Below are 18,785 nucleotides of genomic sequence, written 5' to 3'. Positions count from 1 at the left end.
TTCGGTTAAAAAAGTCATCTGTTCTTTTCCCCGTCAGTCTGACTCTTATGTGTTTGATGAGTTGTACCGTGCTGGAAAGGTTGAGCTTGAAGTGGTCCCGCAAGGTAATCTGGCTTGCCGTATTCAGGCAGCCGGTATGGGGCTTGGGGCGGTATTTACCCCAACAGGCTTTGGAACACTTTTGGCCGAAGGTAAAGAGACCCGTGAGATTGATGGGAAAGATTACGTACTTGAATATCCAATCAAGGCTGACTTTGCCTTGATTAAAGCTTACAAAGGCGACCGCTGGGGCAATCTGGTTTACCGTAAATCTGCACGTAACTTTGGCCCAATTATGGCGATGGCTGCGGATGTCACCATTGCTCAGGTTTCTGAAGTGGTAGAGCTAGGTGGATTAGACCCTGAGCACATTATCACCCCGGGTATCTTTGTACAGCACGTTGTACAAGTAGCGTCAGCACAGTAAGCAATAAGGAGAAATAACATGAGCTACCAGAAACTCAGCCGTGACCAGATTGCACAACGTGTGGCACAAGATATTCCAGATGGCGCCTATGTGAACTTGGGTATTGGCCTACCGACCAAGATTGCAAGCTACCTACCTAACGATAAAGATATTTTTCTTCATTCTGAAAATGGCCTGTTAGCTTTTGGCCCACCGCCAGCAGCAGGTGAAGAAGACCCTGAACTGATTAATGCGGGTAAAGAGTTTGTGACCATGCTTGAAGGTGGTAGCTTTTTCCACCATGGCGATTCATTTGCGATGATGCGTGGTGGTCACCTTGATATTGCAGTACTCGGTGCATTTCAGGTTGCTGCGAATGGTGACTTGGCAAACTGGCACACGGGAGCACCGGATGCGATTCCTGCGGTTGGTGGTGCGATGGATTTGGCGGTTGGGGCCAAGAAAGTATTTATCACCACAGACCATGTGACCAAACAAGGTGAGCCGAAGATTGTGGCTGAGCTAACTTATCCGGTTACGGGCAAAAAATGTGTTGACCGAATTTACACCGATCTTTGTGTGATTGATGTGACCAAAGAAGGTTTAAAGGTGATTGAGAAAGTGGAAGGCCTTAGCTTTGATGATTTACAGGCTTTAACAGGTGCAACTTTGATTGATGCGACTCAAGGGTAAGGAAGTAGGGAAATGACATTAAAAAACGCTTATATCATCGATGCCATCCGTACTCCATTCGGCCGTTATGCCGGTGGCCTTGCTCCTGTCCGTGCCGATGACCTGGGGGCTGTGCCGATTAAAGCGCTCATGCAGCGTAACCCGAATGTAGATTGGGAACAGGTCGATGATGTGATCTATGGCTGTGCCAACCAAGCCGGTGAAGACAACCGTAATGTCGGCCGTATGTCAGCACTGCTTGCAGGTTTACCATACCAAGTACCGGCAACCACGATTAACCGTTTGTGTGGTTCATCACTTGATGCCATTGCCATTGCTGCCCGTGCCATTAAGGCAGGTGAAGCGAATTTGGTGATTGCTGGGGGTGTAGAAAGCATGAGCCGTGCACCCTATGTGATGGGTAAGTCAGACAGTGCTTTTAGCCGTAGCCAGAAGATTGAAGACACCACCATGGGCTGGCGTTTCATTAACCCGAAACTTAAAGAATTGTATGGTGTAGACACCATGCCCCAGACTGCCGAAAACGTGGCTGAACAGTTTAACGTCAATCGTGCAGATCAGGACCAGTTTGCCTTGGTGAGCCAACAACGCACCGCAAGCGCGCAAGCCAAAGGCTTTTTTTCTAAAGAAATCGTGCCAGTTGAAATCCCTCAGCGTAAGGGTGATGCTGTTGTGATTGATACCGATGAACATCCACGTGCATCAACCACCCTTGAAGGTTTAAGCAAACTTAAACCTGTGGTTAAAGCAGATGGCACAGTCACTGCGGGGAATGCTTCAGGCATCAACGATGGTGCAGCAGCTCTACTGATTGCTTCTGATGATGCAGTTCAGGCTTACAACTTAAAACCACGTGCCAAGATCATTGCTTCAACAGCCGTAGGTGTAGAACCACGCATTATGGGTTTTGCTCCTGCACCAGCCATTAAAAAATTACTTAAACAAGCCAACCTGACTTTAGAGCAGATGGATGTGATTGAGCTCAATGAAGCGTTTGCTGCACAAGCTTTGGCAGTGACCCGTGATTTAGGTTTGCCAGATGATAGCAACAAGGTAAATCCAAACGGTGGTGCCATTGCATTGGGCCATCCACTGGGTGCATCAGGTGCACGCCTCGTGACGACAGCCTTGAACCAACTTGAGCAAACAGGTGGTCGTTATGCCTTGTGTTCAATGTGTATTGGTGTGGGCCAAGGCATTGCTTTGATTATTGAGAGAGTCTAATCATGAGCCAGTTATATGCCAGCTTGTTTTATCAAAAAGACGTCACTGACATCTTTAGTGACTCATCTTTAATCAAATATATGATTCAGGTTGAAGTTGCGTTAGCTCAAGCACAGGCAAAAGTTGGTGTGATTCCTCAAAATGCGGCTAATACAATTGCCCAAGTAGCTGAGCAGGCAATAGAAAAGTTTGACTTTTCAGCTTTGGCTGTCGCAACTGGCTTAGCTGGAAATATCGCAATTCCATTTGTAAAACAGCTTACAGCAATTGTTAAAGATGTTGATGAAGATGCTTCGCGTTATGTGCATTGGGGTGCAACGAGTCAGGATATTTTAGACACAGCTTGTATTTTGCAATGTCGTGATGCGTTGAACATTGTGGAAGCTCAACTTCAACAATGTTATGCGACTGCATTACAGCAAGCCAAGCAATATCGCCATCAAGTCATGATTGGGCGTACATGGTTACAGCAAGCTTTACCCATTACTTTGGGGCATAAACTTGCTCGTTGGGCTTCTGCATTTAAACGTGATTTAGACCGTATTCAAGCTATGAAGTCACGTGTACTGACTGCTCAGTTAGGTGGTGCTGTGGGTTCATTAGCTTCTTTGCAAGATCAAGGTTCACTTGTGGTTAATGCATTTGCGAAGCAACTGAATCTGACTGTACCGACAAGCACATGGCATGGTGAGCGCGATCGTATTGTAGAAATTGCAAGTGTGCTTGGCATGATTGTCGGGAATACGGGCAAGATGGCACGGGATTGGTCACTGATGATGCAAACTGAAATTGCAGAGTTGTTTGAGCCAACCGCCAAGGGGCGTGGTGGTTCATCGACTATGCCTCATAAGCGTAATCCAGTCGCAGCAGCATCCGTATTAGCTGCGGCGAATCGTGTACCAGCACTTATGTCTAGCATCTATCAAAGTATGGTGCAGGAACATGAGCGTAGCTTAGGTGCATGGCATGCAGAATGGTTAGCAGTTCCAGAAATCTTTCAGCTTTGTGCTGGAGCATTAAGTCGTACTGGTGAAGTCTTACAAGGTTTTGAAGTTAATGCTCAGCATATGCAACAGAATCTTGAATGTACGAATGGATTGATTATGGCAGAAGCTGTAATGATGGCACTTGCTCCTAAAATTGGACGTTTAAATGCTCATCATTTAGTTGAAGCTGCATGTAAAACAGCGGTAGCACAAAACCAGCATTTGTTTGATGTTGTTAGCCAACTAGAAGAAGTGAAAGGACAGTTTAGCCAAGCAGAAATACGGGATATTTTCAAACCGGAAAACTATTTGGGCAATATTCAGCAACAGATTGATGCAGTTTTGCAGGAAGCACAAGGAGAGTCAAATTGAAACAGACTATTAGCAATCGCCAAGGAAAACAGCTAGCTGTTTATATTGACGGTTTAAAAGATGCTCCTGTGCTTGTGTTCTCTAATTCATTAGGCACAGACCATGGTATGTGGCAGTCACAGGTAAGTGAATTAAAAAGTCATTTTAATGTCATTACATACGACACACGTGGTCATGGTGAAAGTGATGTAGTTAGTGGCACCACATTGCAAAACTTAGCTGAAGATGTGGTTGATATTTTAAATGCCTTGAGTGTTGAAAAAGCTCATTTTTGTGGCATTTCAATGGGTGGAATTACTGGGCTTTGGTTGGGTATTCATCATCCAGAGCGCTTTTTAAGTATTACTGTTGCGAACTCGGCAGCCAAAATTGGTCAGGCGGAGGCTTGGTTGAGTCGTGCTGACTCGGTAGAACAAAATGGTTTAGCTGAGTTGGTAAAAACCACGCATACCCGCTGGTTCAGTGAAAAATTCGACTATCAACATAATGTTGTTGCGCAGACGACGATTCAAAGTCTTGCAAACACACCGGCACAAGGTTATGCAAATGCATGTCGTGCTTTAGCGTATGCCGATTTAAGAGATGAAATTGCACAAATCCAAATTCCGGTACTGCTGGTTGCGGGAACAGAAGATCCAGTAACTACAGTAGCAGATGCTGAGTTTATGCAGTGCGCTATCAACAATAGTCAGATTGCTAAATTGGAAGCATCTCATCTTTCTAATATTGAGCAACCGCAAAGATTTACTCAGGAATTGACTAGGTTTATTCAGCAAATCTAATAGCTTAGTGATTTAAAAGGAATTGGCCTTAAGGAGGCAAATATGGCGTCTCAGGATTACGCTGCACCAAATAAAAGTATCGATGCTCAAGCATTAATTAATGATGCTCCACTCAGTAAGTATCAATGGATGATCGCAATCATCTGTTTCTTAATTATTTTTACTGATGGTATTGATACTGCTGCAATGGGTTTTATTGCACCAGCTTTGGCACAAGACTGGGGAGTTGATCGCTCTCAGTTAGGTCCAGTAATGAGTGCTGCACTTGGTGGAATGATTATTGGCGCTTTGGTTTCTGGCCCAACAGCTGACCGCTTTGGGCGAAAAATTGTTCTAGCTATTTCAATGTTTGTATTTGGTGGTTTTACCTTAGCTTCTGCTTATGCAACCAACTTAGATAGTCTTGTTGTTTTACGTTTTTTGACAGGTATTGGGCTTGGTGCAGCGATGCCAAATGCCACTACGTTGTTTTCTGAATACTGTCCAACTCGCATTCGTTCACTGCTCGTGACCTGTATGTTCTGTGGTTATAACTTAGGTATGGCAACTGGTGGTTTTATCAGTAGTTGGCTGATCCCGACTTATGGTTGGCACAGTCTATTTTTACTTGGCGGCTGGTCACCTTTGATCTTAATGATTTTAGTGATTTTAGTTTTACCTGAGTCTTACCGCTTTTTAATTGTGAAAGGTAAGAATCCTGAAAAAGTACGCAAAATCTTAAATCATATTGCGCCAGCTCAGATCCAAAATGCGACTGGATTTCACGTACCTGAAGAGAAAACTGAAACAGCTCAAAAGAAAAATGTCTTTGGAATTATGTTTTCTAAACCATATGCAAAAGGAACACTTTTACTTTGGTTGACCTATTTCATGGGGCTCGTGGTTGTTTACTTGCTTACAAGCTGGTTACCAACGCTTATGCGTGAAACAGGTGCCTCAATGGAGCGTGCTGCATTTATCGGTGGATTGTTCCAGTTCGGTGGTGTGGTAAGTGCCTTGTTTATTGGTTGGGCGATGGACAAATTCAACCCGAACCGAGTGATTGCTATTTTCTACTTTGCTGCAGGTCTATTTGCGATTGCTGTTGGTCAAAGCTTAGGAAATTCAACATTACTTGCAGTATTGGTGCTTTGTGCGGGTATCGCAATTAACGGTGCGCAATCTTCAATGCCTGCGTTAAGCGCTCGTTTCTATCCAACGCAGTGCCGTGCAACTGGCGTGTCTTGGATGACTGGTATTGGACGCTTCGGTGCAGTATTTGGTGCTTGGATTGGTGCTGTGTTACTCGGTAATGATTGGTCGTTTACCGCCATTCTTAGTTTATTACTAATTCCAGCGACTGCTGCGGCTGTTGCTGTATTTGTTAAATCAATTGTTGCGCATACCGATGCAACTTAATAGAGGTCTATCACAATGAATGATGAACAACGCTATAAACAAGGCATTGAGGTGCGGACTGAAGTTTTGGGTGAAAAGCATGTTGGTCGGTCTTTGCAAAATCTGAATGACTTTAACCAAGATTTTCAAAATTTTATTAGCCGTTATGCATGGGGTGAGGTGTGGTCTCGTCCAGGCTTACCGCGTCATACACGTAGTTTAGTCACTATCGCAATTTTATTGGCGCTTGGTCGTGAAGACGAACTACGCATGCATTTACGTGCTTGCTTTAACAATGGCGTAACTAAAGAAGATTTAAAAGAGCTGATCTTACACAGTTCACTCTATGCAGGTTTACCTGCTGCAAACGCTGCAATGCATATGGCTGAAGAAGTCTTTAAAGAGTTGGGGATAGAAGTAAACCCAATTGCAGCGAAAGAACAGGATTAAGGAGATAAAGATGTCACAACATAGCTGGGGTGCCTACGCCCAACGTAATACAGATGATCATCCACCAGCGTATACGCCAGGTTATAAAACAAGTGTATTACGTTCGCCAAAAAATGCATTGATCTCAATTAATGAGACTTTAACTGAAGTTACTGCACCGCATTTTTCTTCAAATCTGTTTGGCCCGAAAGATAATGATTTGATTTTGAACTATGCCAAAGATGGTTTGCCAATTGGTGAGCGTGTCATTGTTCATGGCTATGTTCGTGACCAATTTGGTCGTCCTGTAAAAAATGCACTTCTAGAAGTATGGCAGGCCAACGCTTCTGGCCGTTACCGTCATCCAAACGACAAGTTTATTGGTGCAATGGATCCTAACTTTGGTGGTTGTGGTCGTACCTTAACTGATGAAAACGGTTTTTATATTTTCCGTACCATTAAACCGGGTCCGTACCCATGGCGTAACCGTATTAATGAATGGCGTCCTGCACATATTCATTTCTCTTTAATTGCTGATGGTTGGGCTCAGCGCCTAATTTCGCAGTTTTATTTTGAAGGCGATACGCTCATTGACACTTGCCCAATCTTAAAAACGATTCCTTCTGAAGATCAACGTCGTGCCTTGATTGCACTAGAAGATAAAAACAACTTTATCGAAGCTGATAGCCGTTGTTACCGTTTTGACATCACTTTACGTGGCCGTCGAGCGACTTACTTCGAAAATGAATTGACTTAATCGGGAGCACGAGCATGAATAACTGGAATTTTCAGGAACTAAAAGAAACTCCATCTCAAACAGGTGGACCTTACGTTCACATTGGCTTATTGCCACAACAAGCAAATATTGAAGTATTTGAAAACAACTTTAATAACCAGTTAGTACAAGATCAGACCAAAGGTGAGCGTATTCGTCTTGAAGGCCAAGTGTTTGACGGATTAGGTTTACCGCTACGCGATGTGCTGATCGAAATTTGGCAAGCCGATGCGAATGGTATTTATCCAAGTCAGGCAGATACGCGTGAGCAAAAAGCTGACCAGGCATTTCAAGGTTGGGGCCGTACAGGTGCAGACTTTGAAACGGGTGTTTGGAGCTTTAATACAATTAAGCCGGGCGCGACAGCAGGCCGTAAAGGTTCAACTCAAGCACCTCATATTGCATTAGTCATTTTCGCTCGCGGTATTAACTTAGGTCTTCATACACGAGTTTATTTTGAAGATGAAGCTGAAGCAAATGCCAACGACCCGATTCTAAATAGCATTGAGTGGGCACCACGTCGCCAAACACTTATTGCGAAACGTTTTGAAGAAAATGGTGAAGTTGTTTACCGCTTTGATATTCGCATTCAAGGCGATGACGAAACTGTATTTTTTGACATTTAAGAAATACCTAAGGCTACACCTGATTATTCAAGGATGCGTGTAGCCTTTTTAAGGATGAACCATATGAACATGAAAGCATTATTAAGCCTAAGTTTGCTTGCACTCCCATTTTTTACAGCACAGGTGAATGCTGAACCTGTTGCTTTAGCCGCTCAAACACAACCTGCCGCTACAGCCGTTAAAACGATTGTTCCGATTACCGCAAAAACCAAAGAACAAGCTTTGGCACAAGCTCAGGTCATTGCAAATACAGCAGATGCTGATTTGGCAGAGTTTCGTATCGATTTACTCAGTTTCGCGAGTGATACAAAACAAGTGATTGCCTTGGGTCATGAGTTAAAAAAGATTTTAGGCAATAAACCAATGATCGCCACAATTCGTACCAAAAACGAAGGTGGCCAGCTTGAAATTAGTGATGTGGATTATGGTAAGACTTATCAGGCTTACTTAAAGAGTCCGTTCATGGACTGGTTAGATGTTGAAATGTTCCGTGATCAAAAAGTAGTTTTAGACATTGTTCAAAAAGCACATCAAAAGAAAGTGCTCGTTGTCATGTCTAATCATGACTTCCAAAAAACACCAAGCCAAGATGAAATTGAAAAACGCTTATTAAAACAAGATCAAATGGGTGCAGATATTCTCAAAATTGCCGTAATGCCAAAATCTAAACAAGATGTTTTCACTTTAATGAACGCAACTTTAAAGGTAAGCCAGCAAACCACTAAACCTTTATTGACGATGTCAATGGGGCAATTAGGTACGATTTCTCGTGTTGCGACTGGCAATATGGGCGGAAGTTATAGCTTTGGCATGATTGGTCAGGCTTCTGCACCGGGTCAAATTGATGTGACCAAGCTCAAACAGATTTTACAAACCGTTCAACCAACAAACCCATAAATCATAAGGATATGATGAAATGAATACATTACGTTTAACTACTCTTGCATTAGGTTTGATGGTTTCAGGAGTAGCGGCAGCACAAACTTATGTTGTTGATCGTTATCAAGACGATAGCAATAAAGGCTCTTTACGCTGGGCAATTGAACAAGCCAATGCAAACCCAAGCGAAGCTAGCGACATTTTGATTCAAGCAGTAGGCAAAGCGCCTTATGCGATTAAATTAAATAGTGCACTTCCTGAAATTAAAGCACCTGTCAAAATCATTGGTACACAGTGGGATAAAACTGGCGAATACATCGCAATTGATGGTTCAAATTATATTAAAGGCGAAGGGGCGAAAGCTTGTCCCGGTGCAAACCCTGAGCAGTACGGCACCAATGTACGTACTATGACTTTACCGGGATTGGTACTACGTGACGTCAACAATGTCACTTTAAAAGGTTTAGACATTCATCGCTTCTGTATTGGGGTATTGATTAACCGCTCGAGCAATAACCTCATCCAACATAACCGTATTAGTAATAACTACGGCGGTGCTGGTGTCATGCTCACTGGTGATGATGGTCAAGGTAACCCAACCGCAACCACGACCAATAACAACAAAGTTTTAGACAATATTTTCCAAGACAATGGTGATGGTCTAGAGCTGACACGTGGTGCTGCGTTTAACTTAATTGCGAATAACCATTTTGTTTCAACCAAAGCAAACCCAGAACCATCACAAGGTATTGAAATTTTGTGGGGTAATGATAATGCGGTAGTTGGTAATAAATTCGAAAACTATTCAGATGGCTTACAGATCAACTGGGGTAAGCGTAACTATATTGCCTACAACGAAATGACCAATAACTCGATTGGTTTCAACATGACGGGTGATGGCAATATTCTTGATAGTAATAAAGTACATGGTAATCGTATTGGTGTAGCCATCCGTTCTGAAAAAGATGCAAATGCAAAAATTACATTGACTAAAAACCTGATTTGGGACAATGGTAAAGATATTAAACGCTGTGAAGCGGGTGGTTCATGTGTACCAGATCAGCGTTTGGGTGCAATTGTATTTGCTGTGCCTGCACTTGAGCATGCCGGATTTGTAGGTTCTCGTGGTGGCGGTGTGGTTGTTGACCCATCTAAACAACAAAAAACATGTACTCAGCCAAATGAACAAGGCTGTAATGCTCAACCTAATCAGGGTATTAAAGCTCCTAAATTAACTGCAAATAAAGGTTCAGTTGCTGTAGAAGTCAATGGCTTGCCAAATCAACGCTATCAAGTTGAATTTTTTGGTAATCAAAATGCGTCATCAAAAGAAGCTGAGCAATATTTAGGAGCAATAACTGTTGCTACAGATGCACAAGGGATCGCAAAAGCGAATTGGAAGCCGTCTGTAAAAGTTGCCTCAATTACAGCGAATATTACTGATCGTTTTGGCGCAACTTCTGAGCTTGGTTTTACAAGTGTTAAATAACAATAAGGAAAGCGCCTCATATGAGGCGCAGCATAGAAATGATAAAAGGGACTTGAAATGCCAAATTTAATGAAATTGAGTGTTTTAACGCTCGCTGTATTAGGTAGCCAATTTGCGCTCGCGAATGAGCCTTGGTCACAAGACCGTCAATGGTTGCTAGGTGACTGGAATGGAAAACGCCAGCAATTAGAGCAGCAGGGCTATAAATTTACAGCTTCTATTATGAGCCAAAGTGCCACAAATTTAGATGGTGGTTACAACGACAGCAATACTTTTGAAAATGCTGCACAACTTTCTTTAGGTGCAAACCTAGATTTAGAAAAAATTGCTGGATGGAAAGATACAACAGCAAGCGTAATCGTGACCAAACGTGATGGTAATGCATTAACTCTCGAGCGTATTAAAGACCCACGTTCTAGCCAATTGGGTAATGCTCAAGAGATTTATGGTCGCGGTAAAATCTGGCGTTTATCTCAAGCATGGGTGAAGAAGGGTTTTATCGATAATACTGTACAGGTCAAATTTGGCCGTATGGGAATGTCAGAAGACTTTAATAGTTCTCAATGTGAATTTCAGAACTTATTGCTTTGCGGTGGACAACTAGGAAAATCAATCGGTTCAATTTGGTATAACTCACCAGTAGGTGTTTGGGCGACAAACGTTAAATATCAGTTTGCGCCTGAATGGACTTTGGGATTGGGGGTGTATGAGGTCAATCCAGACAACATTAAAACCGAATCAAATAGTGATGGTTTTAATCTGGATATGAACAATGTGAAGGGCGCCACCATACCAGTTGAACTTGCATGGAAACCAAAACTTGCTGCCTTTAATCGCTTGCCGGGTGAATATAAAGTAGGTGCACTGTATTCAACCGCCGAAGCAAATGATATTAAAACTGCGGGTAAAGTGCATGACGGGAAACAAAGTTTCTGGATTAATGTACAACAACAACTGACGAATAAAGGCGAAGATCCGAAACGCGGTTTATATGTAAGTTTTAATGGCGTTGTAAATGATAAGGCAACGACTTTTGTTCAAAGTACGCAACAACTTGCTCTTTGGTATAAGGGGCCATTTGATAGCCGTCCAAATGATTCGATTGGTTTTGGTATAGCCAATTATGTAGTTAATGACCGTGCTAAAGATAAACAGATCGCAACAAATGAAAGTCGTGGATATTACAGCTATGATTCGATTGCATCTGACTATATTCCAATTCAAGACGACGAACTAAATGTCGAGTTGAACTATACCTATCAATGGTCTCCGGCCGTCATGTTACGTCCAAACATCCAATATATTCATCAACCTGCTGGTGTAAAAGAAGTTGATGATGCTTGGGTGGCTGGTCTTAGTGTGAAAGTCAATTTTTAACAATATTGATGGCTGGTTAGACATAGTTTAACTGGCCCAAATGCTTGAACTATTCGGGTTCAGTATATGTGGAGTAGGATCTATGTCTGAATCAGATTCTAAGTTTCATATCTTATTCAAAATATGGTGTTTTATATTAGGTCTAGTTTTATTGGCTACTGGTGTTTTTTATATCGTAGGTGGCGGAAAGCTAGTATCTCTTGGTGGTTCTTGGTATTTCCTTATCTCAGGACTGTTTATAACCATTTCGGCAATTAGTATTTTCCGTAAAAAAGCACTGGGTGTCTGGATTTTTGCGGCTGTTTTTGTTGGTACCGTAATTTGGTCATTTGTTGATGCTGGATGGGAATTTTGGCCGCTATTTTCGCGCTTAATGTTTCCTGCCGGTCTTTTTGCTGCGTTGTTATTTACCTTACCTTCAATTCGACGTTACCAATTTCAAACGAGCTTGGCATCTTCATCCTATGCTATAGGTGGACTAGTTGTTGTAGGTATGTTGATTGCGCTCTATCAAATGTTCCAACCGCATCCAACAGTAGCAAGTTCAGGTGAAAAACTACCTCTAGTACCAGTTGATCCTGCAAAAAAACAGGTAAATTGGGAAAATTATGGTAATGATGCAGGTGGTAGCCGCTTTGTTGCTCTCGATCAAATTAACCGAGATAACGTTCATAAATTAAAAGAAGCTTGGCGCTTTAGAACGGGCGACTTTACAACGGGGAGCGGTAATGGGGCTGAAGACCAAATGACTCCGCTACAAGTTGGAAATAAAGTGTTTTTATGTACACCACATAACAACATTTTTGCGATAGATGCCGACTCGGGCAAGCAACTCTGGAAAGCTGAGGTGAACTCTACAGCCGATGCTTGGGAACGTTGCCGCGGTGTTGCATACTTTGATTCAACTAAACCGCTTGTACAACCAACTTTAGCTGGTGCAAATGCAGTAACTGCGGTTGCAACCAATACAGCATGTCCACGCCGTGTATATACTAATACACCTGATGGTCGTTTAATTGCAGTGAATGCAGATAACGGTCAGCGCTGTGCTGATTTTGGTGTAAATGGAACGGTTGATTTGCTAGAAGGTCTTGGTGCTGGAACAAAAGCTCCACGTTTTGAAGTGACTTCTGCACCGACTATTGCTGGAACAACCATTGTGGTGGGTAGCCGTATTGCCGACAACGTGGCCGCAGATATGCCGGGTGGTGTTATCCGTGGTTATGACGTGATTACGGGTAAACTTCGCTGGGCATTTGACCCGCGTAATCCAAACCCGAACTATGTTCTTAAACCGGGTGAAACCTATAAACGTAGTTCGGCAAACTCATGGGCTGCAATGTCATATGATCCGCAAATGAATACGGTGTTTTTACCTATGGGTAGTTCATCAGTAGATGTTTGGGGGGGGAATCGTAATCCATTAGATCATAAATATAATTCTTCTGTATTAGCACTTGATGCAACAACCGGTAAAGAGAAGTGGGTATATCAAACTGTTCATAATGATTTATGGGACTTTGATTTACCAATGCAACCGAGTTTGGTTGACTTCCCATTAAAAGATGGTACGACTAAACCAGCTGTTGTCATTGGAACCAAATCAGGTCAATTCTTTGTTCTTGACCGAGTAACGGGTAAACCTTTGACTAAAGTAATTGAACAGCCAGTTAAAGCTGCGAATATTCCGGGTGAGCAATACAGCGCAACTCAACCACGTTCAGTTGAAATGCCTCAAATTGGTAATCAGACTTTAACTGAGTCGGATATGTGGGGTGCTACGCCGTTTGATCAGCTCATGTGCCGTATTAACTTTAAGTCAATGCGTTACGAAGGATTATTTACTGCACCGGGTACTGATGTATCATTAAGCTTCCCAGGCTCTTTGGGCGGCATGAACTGGGGTAGCATCGCTTTTGACCCGACTCATCGTTATATGTTCGTGAACGATATGCGCCTTGGCTTATGGATTCAATTGATGGAGCAAACTCCTGAAGATATTAAGATTCAGGCGAATGGTGGAGAGAAGGTAAATACAGGTATGGGTGCTGTACCAATGAAAGGTACACCATATAAAGTGAATAAAAACCGCTTTATGTCAGCACTAAGTATTCCTTGTCAAAAACCGCCATTTGGTACCATGACTGCGATTGATTTGAAAACTCGTCAGGTTGCATGGCAGGTACCATTAGGTACAGTAGAAGATACTGGGCCTATGGGAATTAAGATGGGCTTAAAAGCACCGATCGGTATGCCAACAATTGGCGGGCCGATGGCAACTCAAGGTGGTTTGGTTTTCTTTGCTGCTACACAAGATTACTACTTACGTGCATTTGATTCATCTACAGGTAAAGAACTGTGGAAATCACGTATGCCAGTAGGTAGCCAAGGAACACCTATAAGCTATGTTTCACCTAAAACAGGTAAACAGTATGTAGTTGTTACCGCAGGTGGAGCACGTCAATCACCTGATCATGGTGATTATGTGATCGCTTATAGTTTAGAACAATAATTAAGTTAGGCAAAAGAGAGTATTTCTCTTTTGTCTTTATATTTAATATATTTTTTGTATAAAATGATAAAAGTAATTTCTATATTTTTAACTAGATAGCTTTACCAAATAGTAAAAAAGTGCTTGATGTTGTTGCTAAACTTAAGATAGCCTTATGGTCATTTCATCCTGAACGCTAGATATAGTCTAATGATTGACCATTTTCTTATAATGTTTTACCTATAAATAAAAACTTAACTTTTATTAAGTTTTGTTTAACTTAAGGTTGTGAATTTTAATTAGAAATAAACATTATTAGGTTTTTAATCTTAAAAATTAGGTTTTTTTTGTAGGAAAAACGAGCATAAATATATATTTATATTATATTTATATAATTTATTAGGTTGAGCTAGAATGATCGACGCAGATTATTACTACCCAGTAATAATTTGTATTTCAGGAATTTAAGCTCTTATTAGCTTAAGGCTCATCGAAAGATGGGCCTTTTTTTATGGGTGAAACAAAATGATTTTTTAATTCTGCTCAATAGCCTAAGCAAAATTAAAAGTTAAATAATGAATAAATCACAAAAAATAGTCTTTAATGACAAGAAGTGTATGATTTGATAAATTAAAGCCACTTGATAATAATAGGTGATGTAATGAGATTTTTGGTTCTTGCAACTTTATCTGGTTTAGCCTTGATGGGTTGTGCTTCTGTTCAGCAAGCACCGAATACACAAGAGACAATACGCTATGCTTCTAGCCCATGCTTTGGTGCATGTCCGATTTATTCTGTAGAAGTAACACCTACGGGTTTAATTCGCTTTGAAGGTAAGCAATATACAAAAGCAATTGGTGTTAAAGAAATACAAGGTAGCGTAAAAGATTATCAAAAACTTGCAAAGGATTTAAAAACTTATCGTCCTCAAACAGGAACTCAATCAAAAACTGCAGGTTGCCAGCAAACAGCGACCGATATGTCTAGCTATTACATTACTTGGATTCAACCAAATGGTACTGAAACAAAATTAAGCCATTACACAGGTTGTATCTCTCCAGCAAATAATAGATTGAATAAAGTTATGGAAAAGTTACCTGAACAGTTAGGCATTAAAGATCTAATTTAATGATAAAAGCCCCAAAATCTTGGGGCTTTTTCTTGTTAAGACGAATTATATACTTAAGAGTTTTATTTTAAGTATTTCTAAAAGAATCAGCGTATAATACATATTATAAAAACATATATTGATGAGAGTAGTTATATGTCAAATATTGTCTATGCTTTCTTAGGTGGTTTGCTACTGGGCATTGCAACAGTTGGGTATTTATATATAAATGGCCGTATAGCCGGAATTAGTGGTTTGCTTGCTCAAGTCATCAATCCTACTAAAGACACCTTTAAGAGTTCGGCATTCTGGTTTATTGCGGGACTCGTGATTACACCTTTCATATATGGTTATTTTTATCAGCCTGAAATTGAAATTAAAGCCAATATATTTGCCCTTATTTTAGCAGGCGTACTTGTGGGCTTTGGAACACGGTTAGGGTCGGGTTGTACAAGCGGTCATGGTATTTGTGGTATGAGCAGGCTATCAAAACGCTCGATGATTGCGACAGCAGTTTTTATGTTTGCTGGCATGTTAACGGTTTATATCATTCGTCATGTGTTGGGGTAATCTTATGAAAAATATTTTTGCTTTTTTATTTGGTAGCTTATTTTCATTGGGTTTAATGATCTCTGGCATGTCTAATCCAGAAAAGGTATTAGGTTTTCTAGATATCTTTGGGCAATGGGATATCAGCTTAATGTTTGTAATGTTGGGGGCTATTGCTGTGGCATTTATCCCTTTTCAAAAGGCTATAAAAAGCCCTAAAACACTCTTTAATGAACAAATTCAATTACCAACGAATACGCAGATTGACCAAAGGTTAATTGTAGGCGCTTTTATTTTTGGTATAGGCTGGGGAATAGCAGGCATATGTCCAGCGCCCGCGTTAACACTTATTGGATTAGGACATTTTGAAGCGCTTTATTTTATTGTCGCAATGTTATTAGGAATGTTTATTTATCGAATTTTAAATAAAGGAAATTAAACCTATGCAACAACCTCTAGTAAAAGATTTTTTTGATGAAAATACCAATACTTTCAGCTATGTTGTTGCGGATTTAGCGACTCGTCAATGCGCTATTATTGATAGCGTGCTTGACTACGATGCCGCATCGGCCACTACAAAAACAACTCATGCTGATCTGATTATTGATTATATCTTGGCTCAAAACTTCAAAGTACAATGGATTTTAGAAACCCATGTACATGCCGACCATATGACTGCGGCTCAATATTTAAAATCTAAATTGGGCGGTACAATTGCAATTAGTCAAAAAATTTCAGTAGTACAAGAAACATTTTCTGCTATCTATAATTTTGATTTTAAGAAATTTAACGAAAATCAGCCTTTTGATTATTTATTTGATGATTATGAACATTTCAAAATAGGAGAGATAGAAGCCTATAACATTCCTACACCAGGGCATACGCCCGCTTGCTTAAGCTATGTGATTGCTGATGCTGTTTTTGTAGGTGATACTTTATTTATGCCCGATTATGGCTCGGCCAGATGCGACTTTCCTAAAGGAAGTGCTGCTGAGCTTTATGATTCGGTACAAAAACTTTATACACTTCCTGACGACATGCGCATGTTCTTATGCCATGACTATAAGCCCGAAGGCCGTGATGAATATATCTGTCAAACAGATATAAAAACTCAAAAGCAAAGCAATATTCATTTAAATCGACGAGTTTCCAAGAACTCATTCATCAAAATGCGTCAAGAAAGAGATGCTACTTTGGCAATGCCAAAATTAATTTTGCCTTCAATTCAAATTAATATGAATGGTGGAAATTTTCCGGAACCTGAAGCGAATGGTATCCGTTATTTAAAAATCCCATTTAATTATTTTTAGAAATAGCCTAAGCATATATTCCGATCATTTCACTTATTAAAATAGCCTAAGCAAAAAATTAATCTTATGAAAATAGCCTAAGCAAAATTTAGAGAACTTGTCTTAAATCGCGCGCCGTCTCTTGCAATAGCGGCAAAATGTGTTGAACTAAATATTCTTCAGTTGTTTTCATGGTCGGAGAAACAATATTTAGAGCTGCAACCACTTTAAAGTCTTGCCCATAAATCGGTACGGCGAGCGCATGAACGCCTAATTCGTGTTCTTCACGCGAATAGCACCAATCTTGTTCTCGAATTTCTTTTAATAACTCTAAAAATTTATCATTTTCGACATGCGTATATTTAGTTAGACGCTGAAGTGGATATTTTTGGAGCCAGTCTAATTGTTCTTCTTGGCTTAAATGTGCCAGTAAAATTTTTCCAGCTGAGGTTGCATGAGCAGGCAAGCGATTACCCAAGTGCAAACCATATGGATTTACACGGTCAGTTTGTTGATGGGCTGCACTACGGGCAATGGTAATGGCTTCATAACCATCAAGTACCATCACTGAATAAATAAGAGAGGTTTGGTTAGTTAACAGATTTAATAAAGGTTGAGATACTTTCGGAAGCTGAGCCGCACCTAAATAAGCTCCTGAAAATTTAAGAACTTTTGGGGTTAAATAATAATAGTGGCCATCTGACTCAAGATATCCTAAATATTCTAATGTTAATAAATGACGTCTTGCTGCCGCTCGGGTGAGTCCAGTTTTTTCGGCTGCCATAGAAATGTTTAAACGATGTTGATTACTACTAAAGCTATCTAAAATCGCCATGCCTTTACCAATGCCAGCAATGTAATCTTCATGACGAATCGTTTTTTTGTTGTCCTGATTCTGGATTATCCGTTCATCTTTACTCATTACTGATCCTTGTACGATAGAAGCTTAGTAGATCAATTTGCTTTACTGAAAAAGTTTAATGATTTCATGTCGCAAAAATTGATGCCTTAAATTATCCCTTAAATCTTCGTGCCAAAACATACCCATTTTAATATTGGTTATCTCAAAAGGCAGAGAATGTAAGCGAATTGCAGCACTATAAGACAAATGCTGCAAAATCATTCGAGGCATAGTAAGTATTGCGTCGGCTTGAGCTCCCAAAACTTGTAACGCTGTTGAGTAGTTTTGACAGCGCATAAATACATTTCTTGAAATTTTTTGGTGTTGATTTAAATAAATATCTTCAAGTAAAGCGCCCGTACGGCGTGAGGAAACACCAATATGCCGACCACTGATGTAAGTAGATAAATCGACTTCTTTAAGTTGACTGCAAATGACGAACTCGTCTGTTACCAAATGATCAAAGGTAATTTTGGGTGATAAATATTGTTCTAGGTCAATCACGAAATCGAGCTGCTGTGTCGCTAAGTCAGTCATAATATGTTTTCGATCTAGCTTCATACTCACAAACTGCAAATCTAAATTAAGATTTTGAAAATGTTGAGCCAGTCTTGGAAGAATAATTGGCTCAATTTCATCATGCACGGCGATTTTTAAGTTTTTTAAGCTTGTTGGATCGAACACATGCTTCTGCTGGCTAATATTTTGAATGGTTAAAAGTGCTTGCTTAACAGTTGGGTAAATCTGCTCGGCAAAAGGAGTGGCAGACATTTTATTGCCTACTCGTATAAATACATCATCTTCAAGTTGCTGACGTAACCGCTGCAAAGCATGACTTGCCGCTGACTGCGTAATATTAAGGCTACTTGCCGCATTTGAAATACTTTTTTGCTCATAAATCGCGATAAAAAGCGGATATAAATTGATATCAATCCGGTGGAAAAAACTTAGGTCTAGGCCATGTAGGTTATGAATATTATTCATGAGATGTTA

The 18,785-nt window shown here is 40.7% G+C and carries 19 protein-coding genes; 17 read left to right on the top strand and 2 right to left on the bottom strand.

Translation table 11 applies throughout. The features are described from left to right. The 17 genes from RFW85_RS10885 to RFW85_RS10805 all read left to right on the top strand — a co-directional run. On the top strand, window positions 1-466 hold a 466-nt coding region (locus tag RFW85_RS10885), incomplete at its 5' end, for a 3-oxoacid CoA-transferase subunit A (RefSeq protein WP_309171532.1). 18 nt (window positions 467-484) lie between these two features. Continuing rightward, entirely contained in the window at window positions 485-1,138 is a 654-nt protein-coding gene (locus RFW85_RS10880) for a 3-oxoacid CoA-transferase subunit B (RefSeq protein ID WP_170248760.1), read from the top strand. 12 nt (window positions 1,139-1,150) lie between these two features. Next, the gene (gene pcaF, locus RFW85_RS10875) at window positions 1,151-2,362 is read left to right on the top strand and encodes a 3-oxoadipyl-CoA thiolase (RefSeq protein WP_170248761.1); all 1,212 of its coding nucleotides are present in this window, start codon (window positions 1,151-1,153) and stop codon (window positions 2,360-2,362) included. A 2-nt stretch (window positions 2,363-2,364) separates the two neighbouring features. After that, window positions 2,365-3,720, top strand: a complete 1,356-nt coding sequence (locus tag RFW85_RS10870; RefSeq protein WP_170248762.1) for a 3-carboxy-cis,cis-muconate cycloisomerase — start codon at window positions 2,365-2,367, stop codon at window positions 3,718-3,720. Beyond that, complete coding sequence (gene pcaD / locus RFW85_RS10865; protein WP_170248763.1) at window positions 3,717-4,502, top strand: 3-oxoadipate enol-lactonase; 786 nt, start codon at window positions 3,717-3,719, stop codon at window positions 4,500-4,502. Before RFW85_RS10870 ends, pcaD begins: the two co-directional genes overlap by 4 nt. Before the next feature lie 42 nt (window positions 4,503-4,544). Then, window positions 4,545-5,900 (top strand): MFS transporter, encoded by a 1,356-nt coding sequence (locus tag RFW85_RS10860; protein ID WP_309171531.1) that lies wholly within the window; start codon window positions 4,545-4,547, stop codon window positions 5,898-5,900. 15 nt (window positions 5,901-5,915) lie between these two features. Further along, on the top strand, window positions 5,916-6,329 hold the full coding sequence (gene pcaC / locus RFW85_RS10855) for a 4-carboxymuconolactone decarboxylase (RefSeq protein ID WP_000997505.1): 414 nt from the start codon (window positions 5,916-5,918) through the stop codon (window positions 6,327-6,329). Window positions 6,330-6,339: 10 nt separating this feature from the next. After that, entirely contained in the window at window positions 6,340-7,065 is a 726-nt protein-coding gene (pcaH, locus tag RFW85_RS10850) for a protocatechuate 3,4-dioxygenase subunit beta (RefSeq protein WP_000077913.1), read from the top strand. 14 nt (window positions 7,066-7,079) lie between these two features. Further along, window positions 7,080-7,709 (top strand): protocatechuate 3,4-dioxygenase subunit alpha, encoded by a 630-nt coding sequence (gene pcaG, locus RFW85_RS10845; RefSeq protein WP_170248765.1) that lies wholly within the window; start codon window positions 7,080-7,082, stop codon window positions 7,707-7,709. Window positions 7,710-7,778: 69 nt separating this feature from the next. Further along, window positions 7,779-8,606 carry a type I 3-dehydroquinate dehydratase gene (gene aroD, locus RFW85_RS10840; RefSeq protein ID WP_170248852.1) on the top strand — a complete coding sequence of 276 codons (828 nt, stop codon included), beginning with the start codon at window positions 7,779-7,781 and terminating at the stop codon, window positions 8,604-8,606. A gap of 19 nt (window positions 8,607-8,625) precedes the next feature. After that, a complete protein-coding gene (locus tag RFW85_RS10835; protein ID WP_309171530.1) occupies window positions 8,626-10,077 on the top strand; it encodes a right-handed parallel beta-helix repeat-containing protein in 1,452 nt (483 codons plus the stop codon). A 57-nt stretch (window positions 10,078-10,134) separates the two neighbouring features. After that, window positions 10,135-11,454 carry a carbohydrate porin gene (locus RFW85_RS10830; RefSeq protein ID WP_170248766.1) on the top strand — a complete coding sequence of 440 codons (1,320 nt, stop codon included), beginning with the start codon at window positions 10,135-10,137 and terminating at the stop codon, window positions 11,452-11,454. An 82-nt stretch (window positions 11,455-11,536) separates the two neighbouring features. Then, entirely contained in the window at window positions 11,537-13,966 is a 2,430-nt protein-coding gene (locus RFW85_RS10825) for a glucose/quinate/shikimate family membrane-bound PQQ-dependent dehydrogenase (protein ID WP_170248767.1), read from the top strand. Window positions 13,967-14,615: 649 nt separating this feature from the next. Beyond that, window positions 14,616-15,074, top strand: coding sequence for a DUF6438 domain-containing protein (locus RFW85_RS10820; protein ID WP_170248853.1), 459 nt, complete (start codon window positions 14,616-14,618; stop codon window positions 15,072-15,074). A 135-nt stretch (window positions 15,075-15,209) separates the two neighbouring features. Continuing rightward, a complete protein-coding gene (locus RFW85_RS10815; protein ID WP_170248768.1) occupies window positions 15,210-15,623 on the top strand; it encodes a YeeE/YedE family protein in 414 nt (137 codons plus the stop codon). Between the two features lie 4 nt (window positions 15,624-15,627). Further along, a complete protein-coding gene (locus tag RFW85_RS10810; RefSeq protein WP_032003759.1) occupies window positions 15,628-16,041 on the top strand; it encodes a YeeE/YedE family protein in 414 nt (137 codons plus the stop codon). 4 nt (window positions 16,042-16,045) lie between these two features. Then, the gene (locus RFW85_RS10805; RefSeq protein WP_170248769.1) at window positions 16,046-16,912 is read left to right on the top strand and encodes an MBL fold metallo-hydrolase; all 867 of its coding nucleotides are present in this window, start codon (window positions 16,046-16,048) and stop codon (window positions 16,910-16,912) included. A gap of 88 nt (window positions 16,913-17,000) precedes the next feature. Here RFW85_RS10805 and pcaU read toward each other — a convergent pair whose 3' ends face one another. Beyond that, window positions 17,001-17,813, bottom strand: coding sequence for an IclR family transcriptional regulator PcaU (gene pcaU, locus RFW85_RS10800; protein WP_086265678.1), 813 nt, complete (start codon window positions 17,811-17,813; stop codon window positions 17,001-17,003). Window positions 17,814-17,855: 42 nt separating this feature from the next. Further along, complete coding sequence (locus tag RFW85_RS10795) at window positions 17,856-18,776, bottom strand: LysR family transcriptional regulator (RefSeq protein WP_170248770.1); 921 nt, start codon at window positions 18,774-18,776, stop codon at window positions 17,856-17,858. Window positions 18,777-18,785: the final 9 nt, after the last annotated feature.

This window comes from Acinetobacter sp. 12966, from assembly GCF_031196995.1.
GTDB lineage: Bacteria > Pseudomonadota > Gammaproteobacteria > Pseudomonadales > Moraxellaceae > Acinetobacter > Acinetobacter geminorum.
The sequence above is the reverse complement of the archived record's forward strand: the minus strand, read 5'-3'. Positions and strand labels throughout refer to the sequence as shown.